The organism is Fontimonas thermophila (assembly GCF_900113085.1).
Lineage (GTDB): Bacteria > Pseudomonadota > Gammaproteobacteria > Nevskiales > Nevskiaceae > Solimonas > Solimonas thermophila.
Map to the genome: position 1 here is coordinate 100,962 of NZ_FOOC01000001.1, position 25,614 is coordinate 126,575.

Annotated in this window: 18 protein-coding genes; 15 read left to right on the forward strand and 3 right to left on the reverse strand. The window is 66.2% G+C overall.

Going from position 1 to position 25,614, the window contains the following annotated elements; translation table 11 throughout:
- Nucleotides 1–33: 33 nt before the first annotated feature.
- From BMZ48_RS00435 to BMZ48_RS00470, 8 genes are all read left to right on the forward strand, one after another.
- Entirely contained in the window at nt 34–1,113 is a 1,080-nt protein-coding gene (locus BMZ48_RS00435) for a pilus assembly protein PilM (RefSeq protein ID WP_091530677.1), read from the forward strand.
- Nucleotides 1,114–1,144: 31 nt separating this feature from the next.
- A complete protein-coding gene (locus tag BMZ48_RS00440) occupies nt 1,145–1,753 on the forward strand; it encodes a PilN domain-containing protein (RefSeq protein ID WP_091529929.1) in 609 nt (202 codons plus the stop codon).
- Nucleotides 1,750–2,391, forward strand: a complete 642-nt coding sequence (locus BMZ48_RS00445; protein WP_091529933.1) for a type IV pilus inner membrane component PilO — start codon at nt 1,750–1,752, stop codon at nt 2,389–2,391. The genes BMZ48_RS00440 and BMZ48_RS00445 overlap by 4 nt, the downstream gene beginning before the upstream one ends.
- A gap of 1 nt (nt 2,392) precedes the next feature.
- The gene (locus BMZ48_RS00450; RefSeq protein ID WP_091529936.1) at nt 2,393–2,896 is read left to right on the forward strand and encodes a pilus assembly protein PilP; all 504 of its coding nucleotides are present in this window, start codon (nt 2,393–2,395) and stop codon (nt 2,894–2,896) included.
- A 32-nt stretch (nt 2,897–2,928) separates the two neighbouring features.
- Nucleotides 2,929–4,998, forward strand: a complete 2,070-nt coding sequence (locus BMZ48_RS00455) for a type IV pilus secretin PilQ (RefSeq protein ID WP_091529939.1) — start codon at nt 2,929–2,931, stop codon at nt 4,996–4,998.
- A gap of 40 nt (nt 4,999–5,038) precedes the next feature.
- On the forward strand, nt 5,039–5,569 hold the full coding sequence (gene aroK, locus BMZ48_RS00460) for a shikimate kinase AroK (RefSeq protein ID WP_091529941.1): 531 nt from the start codon (nt 5,039–5,041) through the stop codon (nt 5,567–5,569).
- A 73-nt stretch (nt 5,570–5,642) separates the two neighbouring features.
- Nucleotides 5,643–6,755 (forward strand): 3-dehydroquinate synthase, encoded by a 1,113-nt coding sequence (gene aroB, locus BMZ48_RS00465; RefSeq protein WP_091529945.1) that lies wholly within the window; start codon nt 5,643–5,645, stop codon nt 6,753–6,755.
- Nucleotides 6,752–7,900: a deoxyguanosinetriphosphate triphosphohydrolase gene (locus BMZ48_RS00470; protein ID WP_091529948.1), complete on the forward strand. Its 1,149-nt coding sequence runs from the start codon at nt 6,752–6,754 to the stop codon at nt 7,898–7,900. The genes aroB and BMZ48_RS00470 overlap by 4 nt, the downstream gene beginning before the upstream one ends.
- An 8-nt stretch (nt 7,901–7,908) precedes the next feature.
- Here the strand turns inward: BMZ48_RS00470 and BMZ48_RS00475 are convergent, their stop codons facing one another.
- Nucleotides 7,909–8,334 (reverse strand): PIN domain-containing protein, encoded by a 426-nt coding sequence (locus BMZ48_RS00475; RefSeq protein WP_091529951.1) that lies wholly within the window; start codon nt 8,332–8,334, stop codon nt 7,909–7,911.
- Between the two features lie 7 nt (nt 8,335–8,341).
- The gene (locus BMZ48_RS00480; protein WP_091529954.1) at nt 8,342–8,593 is read right to left on the reverse strand and encodes a type II toxin-antitoxin system Phd/YefM family antitoxin; all 252 of its coding nucleotides are present in this window, start codon (nt 8,591–8,593) and stop codon (nt 8,342–8,344) included.
- 195 nt (nt 8,594–8,788) lie between these two features.
- Between BMZ48_RS00480 and gltB the strand changes: the two genes are divergently transcribed.
- From gltB to BMZ48_RS00495, 3 genes are all read left to right on the forward strand, one after another.
- Entirely contained in the window at nt 8,789–13,300 is a 4,512-nt protein-coding gene (gene gltB, locus BMZ48_RS00485) for a glutamate synthase large subunit (protein WP_091529957.1), read from the forward strand.
- Nucleotides 13,301–13,311: 11 nt separating this feature from the next.
- Nucleotides 13,312–14,730: an FAD-dependent oxidoreductase gene (locus tag BMZ48_RS00490; RefSeq protein WP_091529959.1), complete on the forward strand. Its 1,419-nt coding sequence runs from the start codon at nt 13,312–13,314 to the stop codon at nt 14,728–14,730.
- A 100-nt stretch (nt 14,731–14,830) separates the two neighbouring features.
- On the forward strand, nt 14,831–15,691 hold the full coding sequence (locus BMZ48_RS00495) for a hypothetical protein (RefSeq protein ID WP_091529962.1): 861 nt from the start codon (nt 14,831–14,833) through the stop codon (nt 15,689–15,691).
- A 42-nt stretch (nt 15,692–15,733) separates the two neighbouring features.
- On the opposite strand, the gene BMZ48_RS00500 is transcribed toward BMZ48_RS00495, so the two are convergent.
- Complete coding sequence (locus BMZ48_RS00500; RefSeq protein ID WP_091529965.1) at nt 15,734–16,216, reverse strand: FKBP-type peptidyl-prolyl cis-trans isomerase; 483 nt, start codon at nt 16,214–16,216, stop codon at nt 15,734–15,736.
- 284 nt (nt 16,217–16,500) lie between these two features.
- Between BMZ48_RS00500 and BMZ48_RS00505 the strand changes: the two genes are divergently transcribed.
- The 4 genes from BMZ48_RS00505 (at nt 16,501) to BMZ48_RS00520 (ending at nt 25,556) form a co-directional block, all read left to right on the forward strand.
- Nucleotides 16,501–17,592, forward strand: coding sequence for an efflux RND transporter periplasmic adaptor subunit (locus tag BMZ48_RS00505; RefSeq protein WP_091529968.1), 1,092 nt, complete (start codon nt 16,501–16,503; stop codon nt 17,590–17,592).
- Nucleotides 17,593–17,708: 116 nt separating this feature from the next.
- On the forward strand, nt 17,709–20,978 hold the full coding sequence (locus tag BMZ48_RS00510; RefSeq protein ID WP_091529970.1) for an efflux RND transporter permease subunit: 3,270 nt from the start codon (nt 17,709–17,711) through the stop codon (nt 20,976–20,978).
- Entirely contained in the window at nt 20,975–24,067 is a 3,093-nt protein-coding gene (locus BMZ48_RS00515) for an efflux RND transporter permease subunit (RefSeq protein WP_091529973.1), read from the forward strand. The genes BMZ48_RS00510 and BMZ48_RS00515 overlap by 4 nt, the downstream gene beginning before the upstream one ends.
- A gap of 25 nt (nt 24,068–24,092) precedes the next feature.
- On the forward strand, nt 24,093–25,556 hold the full coding sequence (locus tag BMZ48_RS00520) for a M20 family peptidase (protein WP_091529976.1): 1,464 nt from the start codon (nt 24,093–24,095) through the stop codon (nt 25,554–25,556).
- Nucleotides 25,557–25,614 lie beyond the last annotated feature (58 nt).

Here is a 25,614-nt window from a genome sequence, read left to right on the forward strand (position 1 = left end):
GGGAATGTCAACGAAGGGGCGCTGATGGCCATCTTGCAATCGCTGTTCGGCGGGCAGAGCCCGCAGCTCGTCGGGCTGGACATCGGCTCCAGCGCGGTCAAGCTGCTTGAGCTGTCGCGCAAGGGGACGCGTTACCACGTCGAGGCCTATGCCGTGGAACCGCTGCCGCCCAATGCGATGAACGACAAGCAGATCGCCGATATCAAGCTCGTCGGCGAGGCGATCGGCCGTGCCGTCAACCGCGCCGGCACGCGCACGCGCCAGGCGGCGATCGCCGTTTCCGGGCCGTCGGTGATCACCAAGGTCATCGAGATGCCCAAATCGCTGTCCGGCGACGAGATGGAAGAACAGATCCGGGCGGAGGCCGATCAGTACATTCCCTATCCGGTCGACGAGGTGAGCCTCGACTTCGAAGTGCTCGGCCCCAGTGCCAAGAATGCCGAGATGGTGGAGGTCGTCCTCGCCGCCTGCCGGCGCGAGCAGGTCGAGCAACTGTGCGCGGCGATCGAACTCGCCGGACTCAAGCCCAAGGTCGTGGACGTGCAGGCCTACGCGCTGGAGAATGCCTGTCAGTTCATCGAACACCAGATGCCCGATGGCGGGCGCCAGAAAACCGTGGCGATCGTCGACATGGGCGCGGCGACGACCTCGGTGCTCGTGTTGCACGACCGCAAGGCGATCTACACCCGTGACCAAAGCTTCGGCGGCCGACAGCTGACCGAGGACATCATGCGCACCTACGGCATGTCCTACGAAGAGGCGATCAAGGCCAAGCGCAGCGGCAAGCTGCCCGAGGGCTACGACACCGAAGTCCTGGCGCATTTCGTCTCCGACATGGCGCAGCAGATCGACCGCTCCCTGCAATTCTTTTTCTCCGCGGTCACGCAGTACAGCTCGATCGACCAGATCATCCTCGCCGGTGGCTGCGCCCAGATCGCCGGCGTCGACGCCCGTATCCAGGAGCGCCTCCAGATCCCGACCGCCGTGGCGCGTCCATTCGCGAAAATGAGCGTGGCCTCGCGCGCCAAACCCGCGAACCTGGCCCAGGACGAGCCCTCGCTGCTCACGGCCTGCGGCCTTGCCTTCCGCGCCTTCGACGAGGAGAAGACATGAGCTTCGCAAGCCCCGCGTGCGAGGACGCGCCATGACGACGCACATCAACCTTTTGGACTGGCGCCGCGAACGCCGCGAGCGCCGCAAGCGCGAGTTCGTCGCCACCCTGGGGCTGGGCATCGCGGCTGCCGCCGGCCTCGTGCTCGCCGGCTGGATGCTGGCCAACGGCGAGCTCGAGTACCAGCACACCCGCAACGAATTCCTGCGCGGCCAGATCCGGGAAATGGATCAAAGGATCAAGGAAATCCAGGAACTCGAGCGGGTGCGCGCGAATCTGCTCGCCCGCATGCGCGTGATCGAAGAGCTGCAGGCGAGCCGTTCGGCCAGCGTGCATTTCTTCGACGAACTCGTGAATACGCTGCCCGAGGGGGTGAGCCTGACCGGCGTCAAGCAGCAAGGTGACCAGGTCAGCCTCGATGGCGTCGCCGAGTCCAACGGCCGCATCTCCACCTACATGAAGAATCTCGACGCCTCGCCGTGGTTCACCGATCCGCGGCTGATCGTGATCAAGACCAGCGAGAGCGGCCAGCGCCGCAAGGCGTCGTTCCAGCTCCAGGTCAGGCGCCTGACCTCACCCGAAGCCTCCCGTGCGGTGGACGCACCCGCCGAAGCCTCGACCGCGGCAGGGGTGAGCCCATGAACTTCCAGCAGATCCTCCAGCAACTGCAGACGCTCGACGTCAACAATCCCGGCGCCTGGCCAGCGTGGGCACGCATCGGCGCGGCCGTCCTCGCCGCAGTCGTCCTGATCGCGTTCGGCGGCTTTGCCCTGATCAAACCGGTCTATGAAGAAGTGCAGATCGCCCGCGAACAGGAGCAGGCGCTGCGCCAGGAGTTCGAAAACAAGCAGAAAAAAGTCGCAGCACTGGATGCCTACCGCGAACAGCTCGCCGAGATGGAGCGGTCGTTCGGCGCCATGCTCAAACAGTTGCCGAGCAAGGCCGAGGTCGCCAACCTGCTCAACGACATCTCACAGACCCGCGTCGCCGCCGGACTCGAAGAAGAGCTGTTCGAGCCGCAAAGCGAGATCCCACGCGAGTTCTACGCGGCGATCCCGAACCGGATCGTCGTCATCGGTGAATATCACGAGATGGGCAACTTCGTCAGCGCCATTGCCGCACTGCCGCGCATCGTCACCATCGAGGACGTCGAGATCCGGCCATCCGGCGGCAAGGGGCCGACGAGCGCCACCCGTCTGCGCATGACGGCGACGGCGCAGACCTATCGCTATCTCGAGGACGACGAAACGACATCCGCATCCGCCGGGGGAGGCCGTTGAGATGAATCGCATCGCCGCCCCATTGTGGCTCGGTCTGTCGCTGCTACTGCCTGCGTGCAGCAGCGACATGTCGGACCTCGAGCAGTACGCCGCCGAGGTGAAATCGCGCAAGTCCACCGCGATCGAACCGATCCCGCAGATCAAGCAGTACGAGGCCTTCGTCTATGAGGCAGGCAACCGGCGCGATCCGTTCACGGAAGTCGTTGCCGAGAGCCGCACGGCTTCGGGGCCGCGTCCGGACCTGCACCGCAACAAGGAGCCGCTCGAGGAATTCCCGCTCGATGCCTTGCGCATGACCGGCACGATCCGGACGAAATCGGGCGTGTTCGCGCTCGTGCTCGCGCCGGATGGAATCGTCCATCGTGTCACCGTCAAGAATTACATGGGCCAGAACTACGGGCAGATCGTGTCGATCTCGGAGTCGGAGATTCGCCTGCAGGAACTCGTGCCCGACGGCTTCGGTGGCTGGACGCAACGCGAAGCGACGCTGATATTGACCGAGTAGGCGAGGGTCCAGAGATGCCAGGGAGTTTTCACATGTTCGAGTTCACCGCCGCCGTTTCGCGCAAGCTCCTCACAGCCCTGTCGCTGCTCATCATCGCGGGCAGCGCCACCGCGCAGACCGACCGCGCGCTGCAGAGAATCGACTTCACCTCGCTGGAGAACGGCCGCGTGCTGATGACGCTGACGCTGTCGGCGCCGGCACCGCAACCTTCCGTCTTCACCGTCGACAAACCGGCGCGGCTGTCGGTGGATTTGCCGGATACGCGCATGGCGCTCGCCGAACGCTACCAGCGCGTCAACGTCGGCAACGTGCGCGCGGTGGCGAGCGCCGAATCACGCGGACGCACGCGTGTGGTCGTCGAACTCGCCCAAACGGCGAGCTACGACGTGCAGACCGACGGCAACAAAGTGCTGATCCGCCTGGGCGGGGGGACCGTCGCCGCGCCGCAGCCCGCACCGACGCTGGCCCAGCGCGGCACCGGCCGCATCGCGAGCGTCGATTTCCGCCGCGGCGAAAAGGGCGAAGGCCGCGTGCTGCTGCGCCTGACCGATCCCAAGGCGGTCGCCGACGTGCGCGCAGAAGCGGGCAAGATCGTCGCCGTGTTCAAGAACACGGCGGTCGCCGAGGCACTGGCCAAACGCCTCGACGTACTCGATTTCGCAACACCGGTGAAATTCGTGGACATCCGGCCAGAAGGCGCCGACACACAGGTCGTGATCACCCCGGTCGCCGGCCAGGAGTTCGAGCAGGTGGCCTATCAGTCCGGCGATTTGTTCACCATCGAGCTGCAGCCGCTGACCCAGGCCCAGATCGAGCAGCGCAAGAAAGCCGAGCCGCAGTTCACCGGCGAGCGCATCAGCCTGTCGTTCCAGAACGTGGACGTGCGCGCCCTGCTGCAGATCATCGCCGACGTCGCCGGGACCAACATGGTGATCAGCGATTCGGTCAAGGGTCAGATCGCGATGCGCCTGGAGAACGTGCCCTGGGACCAAGCACTCGACATCATCCTGCGTACCAAAGGGCTGGCCATGCGCCAGCAGGGCAATGTCATGCTGGTCGCCCCGGTGGAAGAAATCGCCACGCGCGAAAAGCTCGAGCTGGAGGCGGAAAAGCAGAAGACCGAGCTGGCGCCGCTGCGCTCCGAAATCATCCAGGTCAACTATGCCAAGGCCACCGATTTGCGTGCGCTGCTGTCCAGCGGCGAGACCTCGCTGCTGTCGGACCGCGGGCGCGTCACCGTCGATGAACGCACCAACACGCTGCTGGTGCTGGAGACGCGCGAGAAGCTCGATGAGATCCGCGCCCTGGTCGAGCGCCTGGACATCCCGGTGCGGCAGGTGCTGATCGAATCGCGCATCGTCATCGCCAGCGAAGACTTCGCGCGCGACATCGGGACACGCTTCGGGGTCAGCACGATCGGCACGGTGGGGAACACCACGATCGGCCAATCCGGCTCCAATACCGGTTCGCGCGACGTCGTCGCCGGCAATACCCCATCGGTGCTCGACAACTACATCGTCAACCTGCCGGTGGTTGGCAACGCACCGCGCATAGCCTGGACCATCCTGGGATCGGATTTCCTGGTCGATCTCGAACTCAGCGCCCTGCAGACCGAAAATCGCGGCGAGGTCATCTCCAGCCCGCGCGTAGTGACCGCCAACGGCAAGCAGGCGGTGATCGAACAGGGTCGCGAGATTCCCTACCAGTCGTCGAGCGGCAATCAGGGCGTGCAGACCGAATTCAAGAAGGCCGTGCTGTCGCTGACGGTCACGCCGCAAATCACCCCGGACAACCGCGTGGTCCTGGATCTGTCGGTCACCAACGATTCGCAGGGCGAGGACGTAAACACCGGCGTGGGTTCGGCCCCGGCGATCGACACGCGCCGGCTCGACACGCAGGTGCTGATCAAAAGCGGCGAGACCGTCGTGCTCGGCGGCGTGTTCCAGGACGAAAGCAGCAAATCGGCCTCCAAGGTGCCGCTGCTCGGCGACGTGCCGATCCTCGGCCGGCTGTTCCGCAGCGATGGCTCCTCGCGCAACAAGCGCGAACTGCTGATCTTCGTCACCCCGCGCGTGCTGCAGGAAGGCCTGAACGTGAAGTGATCCGGGTGGCGCTGCGCAAGGGCGTGGCGCCACGACAGCGATGGCCGTGCATCCGAACATCTACCTGGTCGGACCGATGGGTGCCGGCAAGACGACGATCGGTCGGCGTCTGGCCGCCGCCCGCGGCATGGACTTCGTCGACTCCGATCACGAGATCGAAGCGCGCACCGGGGTCGATATTCCGTACATCTTCGAAAAAGAAGGCGAGGCCGGTTTCCGGCGGCGCGAGAAACAAATCATCGAGGAACTCAGCGCGCGGCAGAACATCGTGCTGGCCACTGGCGGCGGCGCGATTCTCGATCCCGACAACCGCCGCGTGCTCGCCGCCCGCGGCACCGTGATCTACCTGCATGCGAGTGTCGCGCAACAGCTCGTCCGTACCGCGCGCGCCAGCAACCGCCCACTGCTGCAGCAGGCCACGGACCGCCGCGCGGTGCTCGAACAGTTGCTGCGCATCCGCGATCCGCTGTACCGTGAGATCGCCGACCTCGTCGTCGAAACCGATCATCGCAGCGCCCGCGCCGTGATCCGCGAAATCGAGGCCTTTCTGGATCGGCCCAAGGCGGAGTGAGCCCGCTTCCGCCCTACCTGCGGCACCGCATCGCGCATACACTGCGCACCCTGATCCTGCTACGACGCATCCGATGCAAACCCTTAACGTCGCGCTCGGCGACCGCAGCTACCCGATTCACATCGGTCCGGGCCTGCTCGGCCAGACCCAATGGTGGGACAGCGTCCGCGCCCGGCCGCTGCGGCTGATCACCGACGATCACGTCGCCCGTCATTACCTGGCCCCGCTGCGCACGCTGCTGGGCCTCGACGAGGCGGCGGTCCGCATCCTCACGGCAGGCGAATCGCAGAAGAGCTGGGAACAGGCCGGAGCGATCCTCGACTGGCTGCTGCAGACACATCTGCCGCGCGACGGCTGTTTGATCGCGCTCGGCGGCGGCGTCATCGGTGATCTGGTCGGATTCTGCGCCGCGATCTACCAACGCGGCATCGATTTCGTACAGGTACCGACGACCCTGCTGGCGCAGGTGGATTCCTCGGTGGGCGGCAAAACCGGCATCAATCACCCGCGCGGCAAGAACATGATCGGTGCCTTCCACCAGCCGCGCCTGGTCCTCGCCGACACCGACACGCTCAAGACCCTGCCGCGGCGCGAGCTGCTCGCCGGCATCGCCGAAATCATCAAGTACGGCATGCTCGGCGACCGCGCCTTTTTCGACTGGATCGAAGCCCAACTCGACGCCCTGCTCGCCCTCGACGCCGAGGCCATCACGTACGCGGTGCATCACAGTTGCCGGATGAAAGCCGAGATCGTCGCGCGCGACGAACGGGAAAGCGGCCCGCGCGCGCTGCTCAATCTGGGGCATACGTTCGGGCACGCCATCGAAACCCATACCGGCTACGGCGCATGGCTGCACGGCGAGGCGGTGGCGACCGGGCTGTGCATGGCGGCCGATCTGTCGGCCCGCCTGGGCTGGATCGCACCGGATGATGCGCAGCGCTGCATCGCGCTGGTCGCGCGCGCCGGATTGCCGACGGTGCCACCGGCCGGAATGACGCCGGGCGACTTTCTGCAGCGGATGGCCCTCGACAAGAAGGTCGCGCACGGCAAGCTGCGTCTGGTGCTGCTGCGCGCGATCGGCGAGGCCGTGGTCACCGCCGATTTCGATCCGGCCAAGCTCGGCGAGACACTGGCATCCTTCTGTTCGCCGCAGGCTGATCCCCGAGTCCGGACGCCCGCACCGTGAACCTCGCCCCTTACGCCGCCGACGACCGGCGTTCGCGTGGACGCCGGCACCCGGAGCCCGCGCCGGGTCATCGCAGCGAGTACCAGCGCGACCGCGACCGCATCATCCACTCCGCCGCGTTCCGCCGCCTCGAATACAAGACCCAGGTGTTCATCAACCACGAGGGGGATTTGTTCCGCACGCGGCTGACGCATTCGATCGAAGTCGCGCAGATCGCGCGCACGATGGCGCGCACGCTCGGACTCAACGAGGACTTGTGCGAAGCGGTATCGCTGGCCCACGACCTGGGCCACACACCCTTCGGCCACGCCGGCCAGGACGCGCTCAATGCCTGCATGAAGCCTTACGGCGGCTTCGAACACAACGCGCAGTCGCTGCGCGTGGTCGACGAGCTGGAGGACAAGTACGCGGAATTCCGCGGGCTGAACCTGATGTTCGACACGCGCGAGGGCATTCTCAAACACTGCTCCGTGGCGCGGGCGCGGACGCTCGGCGACGTCGGCGAGCGCTTCCTCAAGCGCACCCAGCCCAGCCTCGAGGCCCAGCTCGCCAATCGCGCCGACGAGATCGCCTACAACAACCACGACATCGACGACGGCTTGCGTGCGCGTCTGCTCACCCTCGAGCAGTTGCGCGAGGTGCCGCTGTTCCGTCGCCACCACGATGAAGTGCTCAAACGCTACGGGTCGATCCATCCCAAGCAGCAGCGCCACGAAACGACACGCCGCATCATCAACACGCTGGTCGTGGACCTCACCGAAACCTCGCGCCGCGCGCTCGCCGAAAGCGGGGTCCGCGACATCGAGGACGTGCGCGCGCTGCACAAACCGCTGATCGCGTTCAGCGCGGAAACCGAGGCCGAAAACGAAGCGCTCAAACGCTTCCTGCGCGAACACCTCTACAACCACCCGCAGGTGCACCGGATCATGACCAAGGCGCGGCGCGTGGTGACCGAGTTGTTCCATGCGTTTTTCGAGGATCCGCGCCTGATGCCGCCGGATTTCTTCGACGCGGCGCAGCGCCTGGCGGCCGAGGCCGGCGAGGCCGGGCGCGCGCGCGCCGTCGCCGACTACATCGCCGGGATGACGGACCGCTATGCCCTCGATGAATACGAGCGGCTATTCGATCCGCGGCGGCTGCGCTGAGATGCCCGCTAGGGCCGGAACCAGTCCTCCGTGCGCACCCCGCTGGCACCGGCATACAGGCCCGGCGTGCGCGTCACCAGCACCATCTCGTTGACCGCGGCGATTGCCGCCTGCTCGCCTTCGGTGCGCGTCCACGGCCGCCCCTGCCGCTCGCGCCGCGGCATCTCGCGCGCCAGCCAGATCGCGGCCTCGCGGTCGAAGGGCAGCACCGGCAGACCGCTGCCGAGCAATTCGTGGGCAAAGGCGGCGAGCTGGGTGCGCCGCGGCCCCTCCGGTAGCGTCTCGACGCCGCGCACCAGAGCGTAAGCCGTCGCCGCGGCGATCGCCGAGACGGTCTCGTGCTGGCGGAACCGGGTCAGCACCTGGCGGTTGCCGGCCGGGCGGGTCAGCTCGGCGAGCACCGCGAGATCGAGCAGATAGATCCGGCGCGCCATCGATGCTTTAACCCCAGCGCGCCAGCTCCTCGGCGCTGATGCCCTCGAAATCGGCCGGCAGCCGCAACCGCCAGGCCTGCAGCCAGCTGCCGAAATCGGCCGCCGCGGCGGCGGCGCGCAGGCGCGTGTACTCGGCCTCGCCGAGCAGCACCACCACCGGTCGGCCGCGGCGGCTGATCGCCACCGGCCGACCCTCCTCGGCCTCACGCACCAAGGCCGTCAGGGTGTCCTTGGCCTGAGCAATGGAAACCGTCTTCATCCGCGCAAGATGGCCATTTAGATGGCCATTTATATGACAACTTAACGGTATGAATCAATTGGAAGAATTTGCATGAAGCCGGCTTTGGCGGGACAAAGATTTGCGCTGGTGACGGCCGCGGCCCACACTGTGCGGCCCGCCATCCGGGCGGGTTCTGCTGCGCGGCCGTCGCCGCGCCGTTTTGGGAGCGAGCCGATGTCCGACCGCGAGCACTGCCAGGATCCGGGGCACCCCCGGCCCACCCAGACCGCCTACGGTCTGTACCGCGAACAGTTCGAGAAAGACAGCTGCGGCTTCGGCCTGATCGCGCATATGGACGATCAGGCCAGCCACAGGCTGGTGCGTACCGCCATCACTGCGCTGCACCGCATGACCCACCGCGGCGCCGTCGCCGCCGATGGCAAGACCGGCGACGGCTGCGGGCTGCTGATGAAAAAACCCGATGCCTTCCTGCGCCGCGAGGCCGCCAAGCTCGGCTTTGAGCTGGGCCCCAACTACTGCGCCGGTAACATCTTCTTTGCGCAGGATGCCAAGCGTCGCGCGCGCGCCAAAGCCGTGCTCAAGGAAAGCCTGGAGATGCACGGTCTGACGCTGCTCGGCTACCGTGAGGTACCGACCGACACCTCGGCGCTAGGGGAAGAAGCGCTCAAGACGCTGCCGCGTATCGAACAGGCGTTCATCACGGCGCCCAAGGATCTGCACAAGTTCGCGTTCGAGCTCAAGCTGTTCAAGGCGCGCCGTCGCACCGAGAAAATCATCGAGGCCGAAGGTGACCGCGACTTCTACGTCACCCACCTCTCCTGCCGCGTGATCGTCTATAAGGGTCTGGTGATGCCGGAGTTCCTGCCGGTGTTCTACCCGGACCTCGCCGATCCGGCGCTGGAATCGTCGATGTGCGTGTTCCACCAGCGCTTCTCGACCAACACGCTGCCACGCTGGGGCCTGTGCCATCCGTTCCGCTATCTCGCCCACAACGGCGAGATCAATACGATCTCCGGCAACCGCAAGTGGGCGCTCGCACGCCAGAAGAAGTTCCAGTGCGCAGATCTGCCGGACATCGAGGAAGTTGCACCGCTGGTGAGCATGACCGGCTCGGACTCGCAGTCGCTGGACAACATGCTCGAGGTCCTGCTGGCCGGCGGCATGGACATCTTTGCCGCGCTGCGCGCGCTGATCCCGCCGGCCTGGCAGAACGTCGAGGACCTCGACCCGGACGTGCGCGCGTTCTACGAGTACAACTCGGTGAACATGGAACCCTGGGACGGACCTGCCGGCGTGGTCATCACCGACGGCCGTTACGCCGCCTGCACGCTCGACCGTAACGGGCTGCGGCCGGCGCGCTACGTGATCACCGCGGATCGTCACATCGTGCTCGCCTCGGAGATCGGCGTGCATGACTACCGCCCGCAGGACGTCGTCGAGAAAGGGCGCCTGCGGCCCGGCGAGATCCTCGCCGTCGATACCGAAACCGGCGCACTGCTGCGCCCCGAGGACATCGACAAGATGCTGGCCTCGCGCAAGCCGTACAAGCAGTGGCTGAAGAGCAACATGAAGCGGCTCGAGGCCTCGCTGTCGGACGATCCCAGCTCGCTCGACGTGATGCCGCCGGACATGGTGGCGACGTACCACAAGATGTTCCAGCTCACGTTCGAGGAACGCGACCAGGTGCTGCGCCCGCTGTCGGAGTCCGGGCAGGAGGCGGTGGGCTCGATGGGCGACGACACGCCGTTTGCGGTGCTCTCCGACAAGGTGCGCTCGGTCTACGACTACTTCCGCCAGATGTTCGCGCAGGTGACGAACCCGCCGATCGATCCGTTGCGCGAGCAGGTGGTGATGTCGCTGGAATGCCAGCTCGGCGCCGAGCGCGGCATGTTCGAGGAAACCCCGGAACGCGCGGCGCGCCTGCTGATCGACTCTCCGGTGCTGTCGGAAGCCAAGTTCAAGAAGCTGCTCGCGATCGGCAACGACGATCCGGCCTACGCGCACCATGTCCTCGATCTCAACTACGATCCGCGGCAGAGCGGCGGCCTTGCGGCGGCGATCGCCCATCTGTGCGACGAAGCCGTCGCCGCGGTGAGATCGGGCAAGGTCGTGCTCGTGCTTTCGGACCGCGCGATCGAGCGTGGCAAGCTGCCGATCCACGCGCTGCTCGCGGTCGGCGCGGTCAACAACCGTCTCGTGCGCGAGGGACTGCGCTGCGACTGCAACATCGTCGTCGAGACGGCAACCGCGCGCGATCCACACCACTTCGCCTGTCTGATCGGCTACGGCGCCTCGGTCGTTTACCCCTATCTGGCTTACGCGACGCTCTATGAGATGGCACGTGCCGGCCAGATCAAGAACAAGGCACCGGAGCAGCTCGCGCAGTCCTACCGCAAGGGCATCAACAAGGGGCTGTACAAGATCATCTCGAAGATGGGCATCTCGACGATCTCCTCGTACCGGAGCGCACAGCTGTTCGAGATCGTCGGCCTGCATGACGAAGTCGTCGAGCTGTGCTTCGAGGGCACGGTGTCGCGCATCGGCGGCGCCCGCTTTGCAGAGCTCGAGAACGAGCAGGCGCGTCTGGCCGAATCGGCCTGGAGCGCGCGCAAGCCGATCGAGCAGGGCGGTTTGTACAAATACGTCCACGGCGGCGAGTACCACGCCTATAACCCGGACGTCATCGCTGCGCTGCAGCGCGCCGTCAGGTCCGGTGACTACGAGGACTACAAAGTCTTCGCCCGCATCGTCAACGAACGCCCGGTTGCGACGATCCGCGACCTGTTCAAACTCAAGACCGGCCATCCGATCCCGATCGAGGAAGTCGAACCGATCGAATCCATCCTCAAGCGCTTCGACTCCGCCGGCATGTCGCTGGGTGCACTCTCGCCCGAGGCGCACGAGGCCCTGGCCATCGCGATGAACCGCTTGGGCGCGCGCAGCAATTCCGGCGAGGGTGGCGAAGACCCGGCGCGCTACGGCACCGAGAAGATGTCCAAGATCAAGCAGGTCGCCTCCGGGCGCTTTGGCGTGACGCCGGCTTATCTGGTCAACGCCGAGGTGCTGCAGATCAAGATCGCGCAGGGCGCCAAGCCCGGCGAGGGCGGCCAGCTTCCCGGCGACAAGGTCAACGACATGATCGCCCGGTTGCGCTACTCCAAGCCGGGTGTGGCCTTGATCAGCCCGCCGCCGCACCACGACATCTACTCGATCGAGGACCTCGCGCAGCTGATCTTCGACTTAAAGCAGGTCAATCCGCAGGCGTTGGTCTCGGTCAAGCTGGTCTCCGGCCCGGGCGTCGGCACGATCGCCGCCGGCGTGGCCAAGGCCTACGCCGACCTGATCACGATTTCCGGCTACGACGGCGGCACCGGTGCTTCACCGCTCACCTCGGTCAAGTACGCCGGCACACCGTGGGAGCTGGGCCTGTCGGAAACGCACCAGACGCTGCGCATGAACAACCTGCGCGACAAGGTGCGCGTGCAGGCCGACGGTGGCCTCAAGACCGGCCTGGACGTGATCAAGGCGGCGATCCTCGGCGCCGAGAGCTTCGGCTTCGGCACCGCGCCGATGGTCGCGCTCGGCTGCAAATACCTGCGCATCTGCCATCTGAACAACTGCGCCACCGGCGTCGCCACGCAGAATCCCGTGCTGCGCTCCACGCATTTCATCGGTCTGCCGGAGATGGTGATGAACTATTTCCGCTTCGTTGCGCAGGAAGTGCGCGAGTGGCTCGCCGCGCTGGGCGTGCGCTCGATCGCCGAGCTGATCGGCCGCACCGATCTGATCGAGATCGCCGAGGTCGAAAACCCCAAGACGAAGAACCTCAACCTCAAACCGATTCTCGAATCGGCCGGCATGGTGCTGCCGAGCGCGCACTACTGCATGTTCAACAACGAGCCGTTCGACAAGGGCGAGCTCGCCGAGGCGATGCTGCAGGACTGCCTGCCGGCGATCGAACACAAGACCGGCGGCATCTTCCACTACACGGTCAGCAACCGGCATCGCTCGATCGGCGCGCGCCTGTCCGGCGAGATCGCACGCCGCCACGGCAACCTCGGCATGAGCGACAAGCCGATCACGATCAAGCTCAAGGGCACGGCCGGCCAGTCGCTGGGCGTCTGGAATGCCGGCGGATTGCATATCGAGCTGGAAGGCGATGCCAACGATTACGTCGGCAAGGGCATGGCCGGTGGCCGCATCGTCGTCAAACCGCCCAAGGGTGTGCGCTACGACACGCGCGAGGCGGCGATCATCGGGAACACCTGCCTGTACGGCGCCACCGGCGGCACGCTCTACGCAGTGGGCATGGCCGGCGAGCGCTTCGCCGTGCGCAACTCCGGCGCGCACGCGGTCATCGAGGGCTGCGGCGATCACGGCTGCGAATACATGACCGGCGGCGTCGTCGTCGTGCTCGGACGCACGGGGATCAACTTCGGCGCCGGCATGACCGGTGGCTTCGCCTACGTGCTCGACGAGAAGCGCAACTTCGTCGATCGCTACAACCACGAGCTGATCGACATCCACCGCGTCGTCTCCGAATCGATGGAGGCGCACGAGCACTATCTGCGCAGCCTGGTCACGGACTACGCCAAGGTCACTGGCTCGAAGTGGGCGCAGCAAATCCTGTCCGACTGGGCGGACTTCGTCGGCAAGTTCTGGCTGGTCAAGCCCAAGGCGGCGGAAATCGGTTCGCTGATCGACTCGGTGCGGGCGGCGGCCTGAGGGAAAGCATCATGGGTGCAAAGAACGTCAACCAGTTCCTCGATCTGCCGCGGCAGGACCCGGCGAAGGTTCCGGTCGAGGTGCGTATCCGCGATTTCCGTGAGATCTACGGGCAGTTCCAGCCGGAGGCCGCCAAGGCGCAGGCCGGGCGCTGCCTGGCCTGCGGCAATCCGTACTGCGAATGGAAATGCCCGGTCCACAACTTCATCCCCAACTGGCTCAAGCTGATCGAGGAGGGGAATCTGTTCGCGGCGGCGGAGCTGTCCCACCGCACGAACTCCTTGCCGGAAATCTGCGGCCGCGTTTGCCCGCAGGACCGGCTCTGCGAGGGCGCGTGCACGCTCAACGATGGCTTCGGTGCCGTGACCATCGGCGCAATCGAGAAATACATCACCGACGAAGCGCTGAAGCAAGGCTGGCGGCCCGACATGTCCAAGGTCAAGTGGACAAAGAAAAAGGTCGCCATCGTCGGCGCCGGCCCCGCGGGGCTGGGTTGCGCCGACGTGCTGGTGCGCAACGGCGTCCGTCCGGTGGTGTTCGACAAATACCCGGAGATCGGCGGCTTGCTGACCTACGGCATCCCGCCGTTCAAGCTCGAAAAGCACGTGGTGAAAACGCGCCGGAAACTGCTCGAGGGCATGGGCGTCGAGTTCCGCCTCAACACCGAGATCGGCAAGGACATCCCCTTCGAGCGCCTGCTCAAGGACTACGATGCCGTCTTCCTCGGCATGGGCACGTACACCTACATGAAAGGTGGCTTTCCCGGCGAGGATTTGCCGGGCGTCTTCGAAGCGCTGCCTTTTCTCATCGCCAACGTCAACCGCCAGCTCGGACAGGGCACGCCGGCCGACATGGCCTATGACGTCAAGGGCCAGCGCGTCGTCGTGCTCGGCGGCGGTGACACGGCGATGGACTGCAACCGCACCGCGATCCGCCAGGGCGCAGAGAGCGTGGTCTGCGCCTATCGCCGCGACGAGGCCAACATGCCGGGCTCGCGCCGCGAGGTCGCCAACGCCAAGGAAGAAGGCGTCGAGTTTCTGTGGAACCGGCAGCCGGTCGCGGTCGTCGGCAACGGCAAGGTCGAGGGCGTCAAACTCGTGACCACCGCGCTCGGTAAACCGGATAGCCGCGGTCGCCGTAAACCGGAGATCGTCGAAGGCTCGGAGGAGATCATCCCCGCGGACCGGGTCATCGTCGCGTTCGGCTTCCGTCCGAGTCCGGCACCGTGGTTTGCCGAGCATGGCATCGCGCTGCACGAGGACGGCCGGGTCAAGGTCAACGGCGCGGTGCTGGCCAAGCACAAGTTCCAGACCGCCAACCCCAAGGTCTTTGCCGGCGGCGACATGGTGCGCGGCTCCGACCTCGTCGTCACCGCCGTGTTCGAGGGCCGTGAAGCGGCCGAGGGTATCCTCGACTACCTCGGCGTCTGAGCCACCACCTGGGACGACCGCCGCCCGAATCCTGTGCGAAGATGCGCGCCGTTGCGCAAGACCCGCAACGGCGCCCCCCGGACATGGAGCGATCGGAGCGATGGCCGAGAAACGTGCTGACTGGCTGGAACCGCCCCTGTGGTGGAAGAAATGGCGGCCGCTGCGCTGGCTGGCCGGCGCTGCCGTCGTTGCACTCGTATATGCGTGGCTGAGCGAGGACTCGGAAAAACCCACCGCTGCGCCGGCCGAGGTCGCCGCGCCGTCCGCTCCCGCACCGCACGTCGCCCCGCCGCAGGAGGCAGCCATCAGCACCGTGGCCCGCGAATCCGCACCGACCCCTGCGGTGACCACGGCGGCTGCGGCCGTCCCCGCTGCCCCATCCGAACCGACCCACCCCGCCGAGGAAGCCTTCATCTACGAGGAAGATGAAGCACCGCCGGCGGCGGATTCCGAACTTGCCGCGTTCACACGCGTAGAACCCGATCCGGTGCGTCTGCTCGGCAGCTACAAGAGCTATATGGGCGTCGATGAAGTCGTTTACGGCCTCGAGCAGGCCGGCTTCAAGCCGATCGTCGAATCCCACCACACGGCGGTTCCGGCGGGCGTGCCGCCGCGCGCGCTCGATGTCGTCACCGTCCACCAGTTCCGGCACTGGGGCGTGCAGGGGCAACTGGAGCTGCAGTTCTTCAACGACCGCCTGTATCAGACCGAATTCGAGCCCGAAGATCCCGAGCGCTACCTCGCCGCGCAGCGCCGCGAGCTGCCGCAGCTTGCGCGACAACGCTCGGGACGCGCCGAGCTGATCGACGGTCACTTGCGCATCGCCAGCAGCCTGGATCTCGCGGTCAGCGAGATCGGCCGGAAGCTGCGCACGCGACCCTTCATCCTCTGGCAGGACCGCCGCCTGATCCGGCAGCGCGACGAGTGGGACCGGCGTTTCGCCGCCGCCATTGCGCGCTGATCCGGCACCCGGACGGCCGGCCCCGGCGCCGCGCCGTGGCGGTCAGTGATGGTGACCGCCCGGTCCGTGGACGTGGCCGTGGCTGAGCTCTTCGTCGGTCGCGGCGCGGACGTCGGTCACCTCGACCGCGAAGTTCAGATGCTCGCCGGCGAGCGGATGATTGCCATCGACGGTGACCATGTCGCCGGCGACGCGGGTGACGACGACCCGCATCGGCCCCCGGCTGCTCTGCGCCTGAAAGGTCATGCCCGGGCGAATGTCGGTGATACCCTGGAAGGCGCGGCGCGGAACCTGCTGTACGAGCTGCTCGTCGCGTTCGCCGTAGCCGTCGGCCGGTGCGACCCGGACCTGCAGCTTGTCGCCGGGTTGCTTGCCGGTCAATGCGTTCTCGAGGCCAGGGATGATGTTGCCATAGCCGTGCAGGTAGGCGAGCGGCTCCCCGCCCTGCGAACTGTCGAGAACTTCGCCGGCGTCATTGGTGAGCGTGTAGTGAATATAGACGACACGCTGGGGTGCGATTTCCATGGAGATTTTCCGTTGTGCGGGCGCTCATGCTAGCAGGATGCAACGCCCGCACGCTTTTCCGGCCCCATCCATCCAAGCGCCGGGCCCGGCACCGCGGGTCGCGCAGGTGGCGGTTTGTGCCAACTTGCGGTGAACATGGACATTACGGCGCGCAAGGCCCGCCCGATCCGTCTCCGACCGCCGTGCGGGCACTTTCGGAAAAGAACAAAATCAATGATCTACAAACATTCTGCGGCTGGCATGCATCTTGATCGGTGCGGCCCGAATACCACTGGAGCGAGGTCATGAACAGGCATTGTGTCGGCGCATTCGCGCTCGGGCTGGCCGGCCTTCTGGCCGCGTGCAGCGACGGCCGGGCGCAGGACAAGGACAAGAAGAAAGAGCAGGCGAGTATCCCGGTCGAGGTCGCCACGGCACGGATCGGGCCGATCGAAGCCGCCTACCGCGGCACGACGACGCTCGAGGCGGAGAATGAGGCAACGGTCACCGCCAAGACCGGCGGCGTCATCGAGCAGGTGCTGGTCGAAGAAGGCGAGCGGGTCCACGCCGGACAGGTGCTCGCCCGGCTCGAGTCCGAGCGGCTGCGCCTCGAAGTCGCGCGCGCCAAGGCCGCGCTCGACAAGCTGGAGCAGGACTACCAGCGCAACGCCTCGGTGTTCCAGCGCAACCTGGTCTCGCGGGAGGCTTTCGAACGCATCAAGTTCGAACTCGATGGCGCGCGCGCGGCCTACGATCTCGCCCGCCTGGCCTTGCGTGAGGCGGACATCCGCGCCCCCTTCGAGGGCGTCGTCGCGCAGCGCCACATCAAGGTCGGCAACACGATCCAACCGGGCAGCCCGGCGTTTCGCATCACCCGCATGGACCGGCTGCAGGCACCGATCTACGTGCCCGAGCGCGACATCCACAAGCTGGCCGTGGGTCAGCCGGCGAGTCTGAGCGTCGATGCCTGGCCGGGCCGGATCTTTGCCGGCCGGATCCTGCGCATCAACCCCGTCGTCGATGCCGCCTCGGGAACGGTCAAGGTCACCGTCGCGATGGCCGAAGGCCAGGCCGAGCTCAAGCCCGGCATGTTCGGGCGCATCGAGATCCGCTACGACCGCCATGACGCCGCGCTGCTGATTCCCAAGGACGCGGTGCTGACCGAGGATGCGCAGTACGCGGTGTTCGTCGTCGCGGACGGCCGCGCGCGCCGCCGCGCCATCCAGGTCGGTTATAGCGACGAGCGCCACTACGAGGTGCTCTCCGGCCTTGCCGCCGGCGAGCAGGTCGTCGTCACCGGGCAGGCCCGCCTCAAGGACGACAGCCGGGTCGAGATCGTCAAGGCGGACGGTGCCGCGGGCGCCGCATCCGCAGCGGATGCACGCCGCCAGGGTTGAACATCCTTCGGCACGGGCCGGCACGCGGGCCCAGGGGTCAAAAAGTGCGCGCACGGCGCGCATCCCTGGGCCACCTTCGACTGACAGGCAACGGCATGGTTGCGGGGACGGAATAGATGAGATTCATCGAGCTGTGCACACGCAGGCCGGTTGCGATCAGCATGCTGACCTTCGCGGTGTTGCTGTTCGGACTGGTTTCGCAGTCGCGCCTTGCGCTGACACTGCTGCCGGATCTGTCGTATCCGACGCTGACCATCCGCACCGAACTGCCGGGCGGCGCGCCCGAAGAAGTCGAGACCCTGCTGTCCAAACCGATCGAGGAGGCTCTCGGCATCGTCCGTAACGTGCGCCAGGTGCGCTCGGTATCGCTCGCCGAACGCAGCGACGTGACGCTGGAGTTCAACTGGGGCACGCCGATGGATTTCGCGGTCCTCGACGTGCGCGAGAAGCTCGATGCACTGGAATTGCCCCGCGAATCGGGCCGCCCGGTCGTGCTGCGCTTCGACCCGAGCCAGGAACCGATCATGCGCTACGGGCTTGCACTCAAGTCGGCCGACCCAACCGTGGCCGATGAAGCGACGCTCAAGCGGCTGCGCCGGATCGCCGAGGACCTCGTGCAAAAACCGATGGAGGGCGTCGACGGCGTCGCCGCGGTCAAGATCGCCGGTGGACTCGAAGACGAGGTGCAGGTGCTGGTCGATATGACCCGCCTCGCCCAATTCGGCCTGACGCTCGAACAGGTCGCCGGGCGGCTCGCCGCCGAGAACGCCAACATCTCCGGCGGCCGGATCGAACAGGGCACGTCCAGCTACCTGGTGCGCACGCTCAACCAGTTCGGCTCGCTCGAAGAGATGCGCACCACCATTGTCGCGACGCGCAGTGACCGCCCGATCTATCTCGACGACGTCGCCGAAATCCGGCAGGGCGCCAAACGGCGTGAAGCGATCATCCGCATCGATGGCGGAGAAGCCGTCGAGATCTCGATGTACAAGGAGGGCGATGCCAACACGGTCGCCGTCGCCCAACGCATCAAGGAGCGTGTCGAACGACTCGTCAAGGAGTTGCCGCCGGATCTTGCGATACAACCGCTCTACGACCAGTCGCTGTTCATCCAGCACGCCATCGATGAGGTCAAGAGCGCCGCCATCGAGGGGGGCGTACTCGCCATCCTCATTCTCTACCTGTTCCTGCGCAACGCCTGGACCACGGCGATCGTCGCGGTCGCGATTCCGATCTCGGTGATCGCGACCTTCAACGTCATGTACGGTGCGGGGCTGTCGCTGAACATCATGTCGCTGGGCGGCATCGCGCTGGCGATCGGCATGCTCGTCGATGACGCCATCGTCGTCCTCGAAAACATCCATCGCCAGCAGGAACTGGGGCTGCCGCCGCACGCGGCTGCGGTCACCGGCACGGCGCAGGTGGCCGGTGCCGTCACCGCATCGACGCTGACGACGGTGGCCGTGTTCTTTCCGATGGTGTTCGTGCAAGGCATCGCCGGGCAGTTGTTCGCCGACCAGGCGCTGGTGGTCAGCGGCGCGCTGATGTTCTCGCTGCTGGTGGCCCTGACCCTGATTCCGATGCTGGCCGCGCGCGCCAGCGGACGGGCGATGTCACCGCCGGTGCGCGCGGATACGCCCACACCAGTGCCGCTGCGCAGCGGCCTGGCGCGGATACGCCACGGCACGCTGGAGATCCTGCCGTCGCTGCTGCTGTGGCCGTTCGTGCAACTGGCACGCCTTGGCAGCCTCATTCTCGGCGTGGCGCTGTCCCCGCTGGCGGCACAGTGGCAACGCGCGTTCGGGCGGTTCGAACAGCGCTATCTGCATCTGCTCGAATGGTCGCTCGCCCACCGCGGCGCGGTGCTCGCGCTCGCCGGCCTGCTATTTGCGCTGTCGCTGGCCCTGCTGCCGCGCATCGGCGTCGAATTGATCCCGCCGTTCAACCAGGGAGAGTTTCGCGCCGAGCTGCAACTGCCACCGGGCACGCCGCTGGAACACACCGACGCCGTGCTCGCCGACGTCTCGCGCACGCTGCGCGACGACTCCGATCTGCATGGCTGGGTAGCCACGTACTACACCGTCGCCGGCACCGGCAACCGTCTCGATGCCAATCCCGAAACCGGCGGCGAGAACTTCGGCACGATCAACATCGTGCTCGGGCCGACCGCTTTTGCACGCGAAACCGAGGTGATCGCGCGCCTCTCGCAACGGCTGGACCGCGTGCCCGGGGCAAGCTATCGCTATTCGCGGCCGACGTTGTTCACGCTCAAGACGCCGCTGGAGATCGAATTCGCGGGCTACGACCTCGCGGAGCTGGAGCGTGCGTCCGAAGCCTTGCGCACACGCCTGCTCGCCTCCGACCGCTTCACCGAGGTCGGCAGCACCCGCGCGCCCGGGCATCCCGAGATCCAGGTGCGATTCGACCAGGAACGCGCCGCCCGCCTGGGACTCGATACCGCGGTGCTCGCCGAACGCGTCGCGCATCTGGTGCACGGCCGCGTCGCCACGCGCTACCGCATCGGCGACCGCGAAATCGACGTGCTCGTGCGTGGCGGTGAGGATACGCGCGCCAGCCTCGAAGCGCTGCGCAACATGAGCGTGAATCCGGAATCACCGCAACCGGTGCGCCTGTCGTCGATCGCCGAGATACGGCTCGCAACCGGGCCCAGCGAGATCCGTCGCGTCGACCAGCAACGCGTGATCGTGGTCTCGGCCAACATCGCCCACGGCGACCTGGGCGAGGCGATATCGGAAATCGAATCGATGCTCGAAGCCTTGCCGTTGCCGGAAGGCCTGACCACCCGCATCGCCGGCCAGAGCGAGGAAATGAAGCTGTCGTTCCGCTCGCTGACGATGGCGCTCGCGCTCGCGATTTTTCTCGTCTACCTGGTGATGGCGGCGCAGTTCGAGTCGCTGCTGCACCCTTTCGTCATTCTGTTCACGATCCCACTCGCGGCGATCGGCGCGATTGTGTCGCTGTACGTCACCGGCTCGGTGATCAACGTCGTTGCGCTGATCGGCATGATCGTGCTCGCCGGCATCGTCGTGAAAAACGGTATCGTCCTCATCGATTTGGTCAACCAACTGCGCGCGCAGGGTCACGCAGTTCGTGCGGCCATCCTCGACGCCGGCCGCTCACGCCTGCGGCCGATCCTGATGACCACATTGACGACGGTGCTCGGCCTGCTGCCGATGGCAATCGGCACCGGCGAAGGTGCCGAAGTGCGCCAGCCGATGGCGATCACCGTGATCGGCGGGCTCACGGTTTCGACGCTGCTGACGCTGGTCGTCATTCCCGTGGTGTATGCGCTGGTCGTGCGCGAGCCAGGCGCAGATCCCGCAATCCCTGATCGCGCAACAGACGCGCACGGAAGCGGGCAATGAGCCTCACCCAACTGTCGCTGAGGCGGCCGGTCACGGTCGTGATGTTCTTCGTGTGTCTGTCCGTGATCGGCTTGATCGCCGGCCAGCGCCTGCCGCTCGAATTCCTCCCGGACATCGAGTTTCCCGGCCTGCTCGTCGAAATCCCGTACCGCAACTCCACGCCCGAGGAGGTGGAACGGCGGATCACGCGTCCGGTCGAGGAGGCGCTCGCCACCCTGTCCGGCATCGAGAACATGCACTCGGAGTCTTCCGACGCCGGCGCGCAGATTTTCATCCGCTTCGATTGGGGTCAGGACCTGGCGATCAAGGGGGTCGAGGCCCGCGACAAGATCGACGCCATCCGCAACAGCCTGCCGCCCGACATCGAGCGGATCCAGATCCGCAAATTCGAAGCAGGCAGCATCCCGGTGCTGACCTTGCGTGTATCCGCCGAGCGCGACCTCTCCGGCGCCTACGACATGCTCGAACGCAATCTCAAGCGCCGCATCGAACGCCTACCCGGTGTCGCGCGCGTCGAACTCTACGGCGTCGAGCCCAAGGAGGTGCGCATCGAACTCGCCGCAAGCCGCATCGCCGCCCACGGCATCGACGTGCGCCAGCTCGCAGAAACGCTGCGGCGGGCGAATTTCGCGCAGACCGCCGGTGATCTCATCGAGAACGACACGCGCTGGTTCGTCAGACTCGAAGGGCGTTTGCCGACACTGGCGCACATCCGCGACCTGGTCATCGACCGCAGCGGTCTGCGCCTGGGCGATATCGCCGAGGTGACCTACGCCGATCCGGTGCGTACGTACGGCCGCCATCTCGACGGCCGTTACGCGATCGGCATCAATGTATTCAAAGAGACCGGTGCCAACATGGTCGATGTCGCCGATCGCGCGCTCGCCGAGATCGACGCGGTGCGGGCACTACCGGAAATGGCCGGCATCACCCTCTACGTGATGGACAACACCGCACAGAGCGTGCGCGACTCGCTCAACGATCTGACCGAGGCAGGTCTCGTCGGCGCATTGCTGTCGATTGCGATCCTCTACCTGTTCCTGCGCGACTGGCGCAGCACGCTCATCGTCTCCTGCGCGGTGCCATTGTCGCTGGTGATCACGCTCGCCGCGATGTATTTCCTCGACATCAGCTTGAACATCCTCAGCCTGATGGGCTTGATGCTGTCGGTCGGGATGCTGGTCGACAATGCGGTGGTCGTCACCGAGTCGATCTTCAAGGCGCGCGGCGAATGCCAAGACGCAAAAGCGGCGACCATAACCGGTGTCGATGGCGTCGCGCTCGCCGTGTCGCTGGGCACTTTGACCACGGCGATCGTCTTCCTGCCCAACGTTTTTGGCGTACAGAACGAGATCACGGTTTATCTCACGCACGTCGCCATCACGATCTGCGTCGCGCTCGGCGCATCGCTGCTGATCGCGCTGACGCTGATCCCACAGCTGACGACGCGCATTCCGATCGCAACGCAGACGCGCGCGGCCTGGATGGAACATCTCGCGGCGCGCTATGTGCGCGTGCTCGAATGGACCTTGCGCCATCCCGGCAAGACCGGCGTATTCATCCTCGGCGTGCTCGCCAGCGTCGCCGTGCCGGCGAGCCTGGTCAAAACGGACATGTTCCCGCAGGACAGCGGCAAACGCCTGGTGCTGCGCTACAACCTCAGCGGCGTCTACCGGCTCGACAAGGTCGAGGAGGCGGTGAACACGATCGAGGGCTACCTGCTCGCGAACAAGGCGCGCTTCGAAATCGAATCGGTCTATTCATATTTCGATCTGAGCCGCGCCGATACCAGCATCATCCTGCTCCCCAAGGAACAACGCCGGCAGACCACGCGCCAGATCAAGGATGCGATCCGCAGCGAGCTGCCCAAGATCGCGATCGGCGAGCCGAGCTTCGAGGAAAACCGCCAAGGCTCGGGCGAGCGTCTGTCGATACAAATTCTCGGTGAATCCAGCGATCGTCTGGGTGAGATCGCGCGCGAGATGGAACGCGTCGTACGCAGCGTGCCCGGCTTGACCGACGTCCGGCTGAGAGCGAAGGCGCAGGACTGGGAAGTGCGTATCCGCATCGATCGTGACAAGGCGCGTCTCTATGGGCTATCGAGCCAGCATGTCGCCGACGTCGTCGCCGCCGCGATGCGCGGCGTGCCGCTGCGCCCGTACCGCACGTCGACCGGGGAGGTGGATCTGCGTCTGGAACTGCGCCGCGCCGACCGGCTGGATCTCGACGCTCTGCGCGCCTTGCCGGTGATCACGCCCGGCGGCGAGCGTGTCGCGCTCGCCGCAGTCGCGCAGCTGTCGGTCAGCGCGGCTCCGGGAACGATCGAGCGCGAAGACCGGCATACCGCGTTGACCATCGAATTCGGTACCGTCGATGGAGTCACTGCCGAAGAGGCTCAGCAACGCGTCGAAGCGACGCTTTCCGGACTGCAGCTGCCGCCGGGCTACAGTTGGCGCTACGGCAAAGCCTTCGACGAGGAGCAGGAGAGCATGCGGACCATGGTCCAGAACATGCTGCTCGCGGCAGCCTGCATCTACATCGTCATGGCCGCACTGTTCGAATCGATCCTCGCACCCAGCGCGATCATCACCGGCATCCTGTTCTCGTACGTCGGCGTCTATTGGTTTTTCCTCGTCACCGGCACCGACTTCTCGTTCATGGCCCTGATCGGCATGCTGGTGCTGATGGGCATCGTCGTCAACAACGGCATCGTCCTCGTCGATCACGTGAATCAGTTGCGCGCAGCCGGCCAGGAGCGCCGCCAGGCACTGATCCAAGGCTCGCGCGACCGCCTGCGGCCGATTCTGATGACGGCGGCGACGACGGTGCTGGGCATGGTGCCGCTGGCGCTGGGCGATGCAACGGTCGGCGGCGAAGGGCCGGCCTATTACCCGATGGCGCGCGCGATCATCGGCGGCCTGGTCTTTGCCACCTTCGTCTCGCTGCTCGTACTGCCGACGATTTATCTCGCGCTCGAGGATCTCGGACACTGGGGACAGCGCGTGCTGCACCGCGCGCGCCGATGGCCGGGTGTGCGCGCGGTCGCGCAGTCCCGCACCCCCGGCGCGATGTCGCAGCTGTACGATTGAACCTCCGGCATCGCAACGTCGCCCCATGATCCAGAAACTGCTGCTTGGCGCCGCAGCTTCACTGCTGCTGCTGCTCGCCATTCTGATGCTCCGCACCGCGCAGCTCGACGCACAGGATGCGCTGGCGCCGCCAATCTCACGTATCGAACTCGACGACATGGCGCTGGCCGAGCGGCTGGCGCGCGCGATCCGTATCCCGACGATCACCCGCCCGGAAACCCCAATCGACCCCAGTGCCTTTGCCGAGTTGCACGGGCTGCTTGCGGCGCAGTTTCCGCGCGTGCATGCGCAGCTGGCGGTCGAGCGCGTCGGGGATTTCAGTCTGCTGTACCGCTGGGACGGCCGTGACCGGACGCTCAAACCGGCGCTGTTCGCCGCGCACCAGGACGTCGTACCGGTGGAACCGGGGACCGAACCGCGCTGGACCCACCCTCCATTCTCCGGCGCGATCGCCGATGGCCATGTCTGGGGCCGCGGCACGCTCGACGACAAATCCAGCCTCATCGCCCAGCTCGAGGCGGTCGAATACCTGCTGGCGCAAGGCTTCCGCCCGCAGCGCACACTCTACTTCGCCTACGGCCACGACGAGGAAACCGGCGGCGCAGCCGGCGCCGCGCAGATTGCGCGCCTGCTCGGCGCACGCGGCGTGCGGTTCGCCTTCACCCTCGATGAAGGCAGCGCGATCACCCAGGGCATCATCGCTGGCATCGATCGCCCGGTCGCCGCGATCATGGTCGGCGAGAAGGGCTATGTGACCTTCCGCCTGACCGCGCGCGGGCGCGGCGGCCACGCCTCCACCCCGAGCGCCGAGGCAGCGATTCCGCGCCTGGCGCGCGCCCTGGCACGGCTCGATGCACGCCCGCTGCCGGCGCGTCTGACGGAGCCGGTCGCCGACATGCTGGCGCGGCTTGCGCCATACATGCCTTATCCGCAGCGCCTGGTGATCGCCAACCGCGATGTATTCGAACCGCTGCTACTGCGCGCCCTGGCGCGCAATGACATCACCCATGCCTTGATCCGCACGACCCAGGCGATGACGGTGCTGCGCGCCGGCGTCAAGGACAACGTGTTGCCGACGCAGGCCGAAGCGCTGATCAACTACCGGCTGCTGCCCGGCGAGCGCATCGAGGCATTACGCCAGCACATCATCGCGACGATCGCCGATGCGTCCATCGATGTCACGCTGGCCGAGGGCTTCGGCAACGAGGCACCGCCGCCATCGGATGCGGACGCTCCGGAATTCGCACTGATCGCGAAAACCGTCACCGAGGTATTCCCGCAAGCATTGGTGACCAGCGGCATCATCCTGGCGACCACCGACAACCGCCACTACGCCGCAATCCGCGACCAGGGGTATTACTTCGTGCCGCTGCGCTACACCCCGCAGGAGCAGACCCGCATCCACGGCACCGACGAGCGCATCGCCATCACCGACTACGCGGACATGGTGCGCTTTTATGTGCGCCTGTTCGAGAACGCCGGCGGCTGAAATGGCGGCAAGCGACACGCAGCGCCACAGCTCCCCGGCTGCCGGCGTGCGACAATAG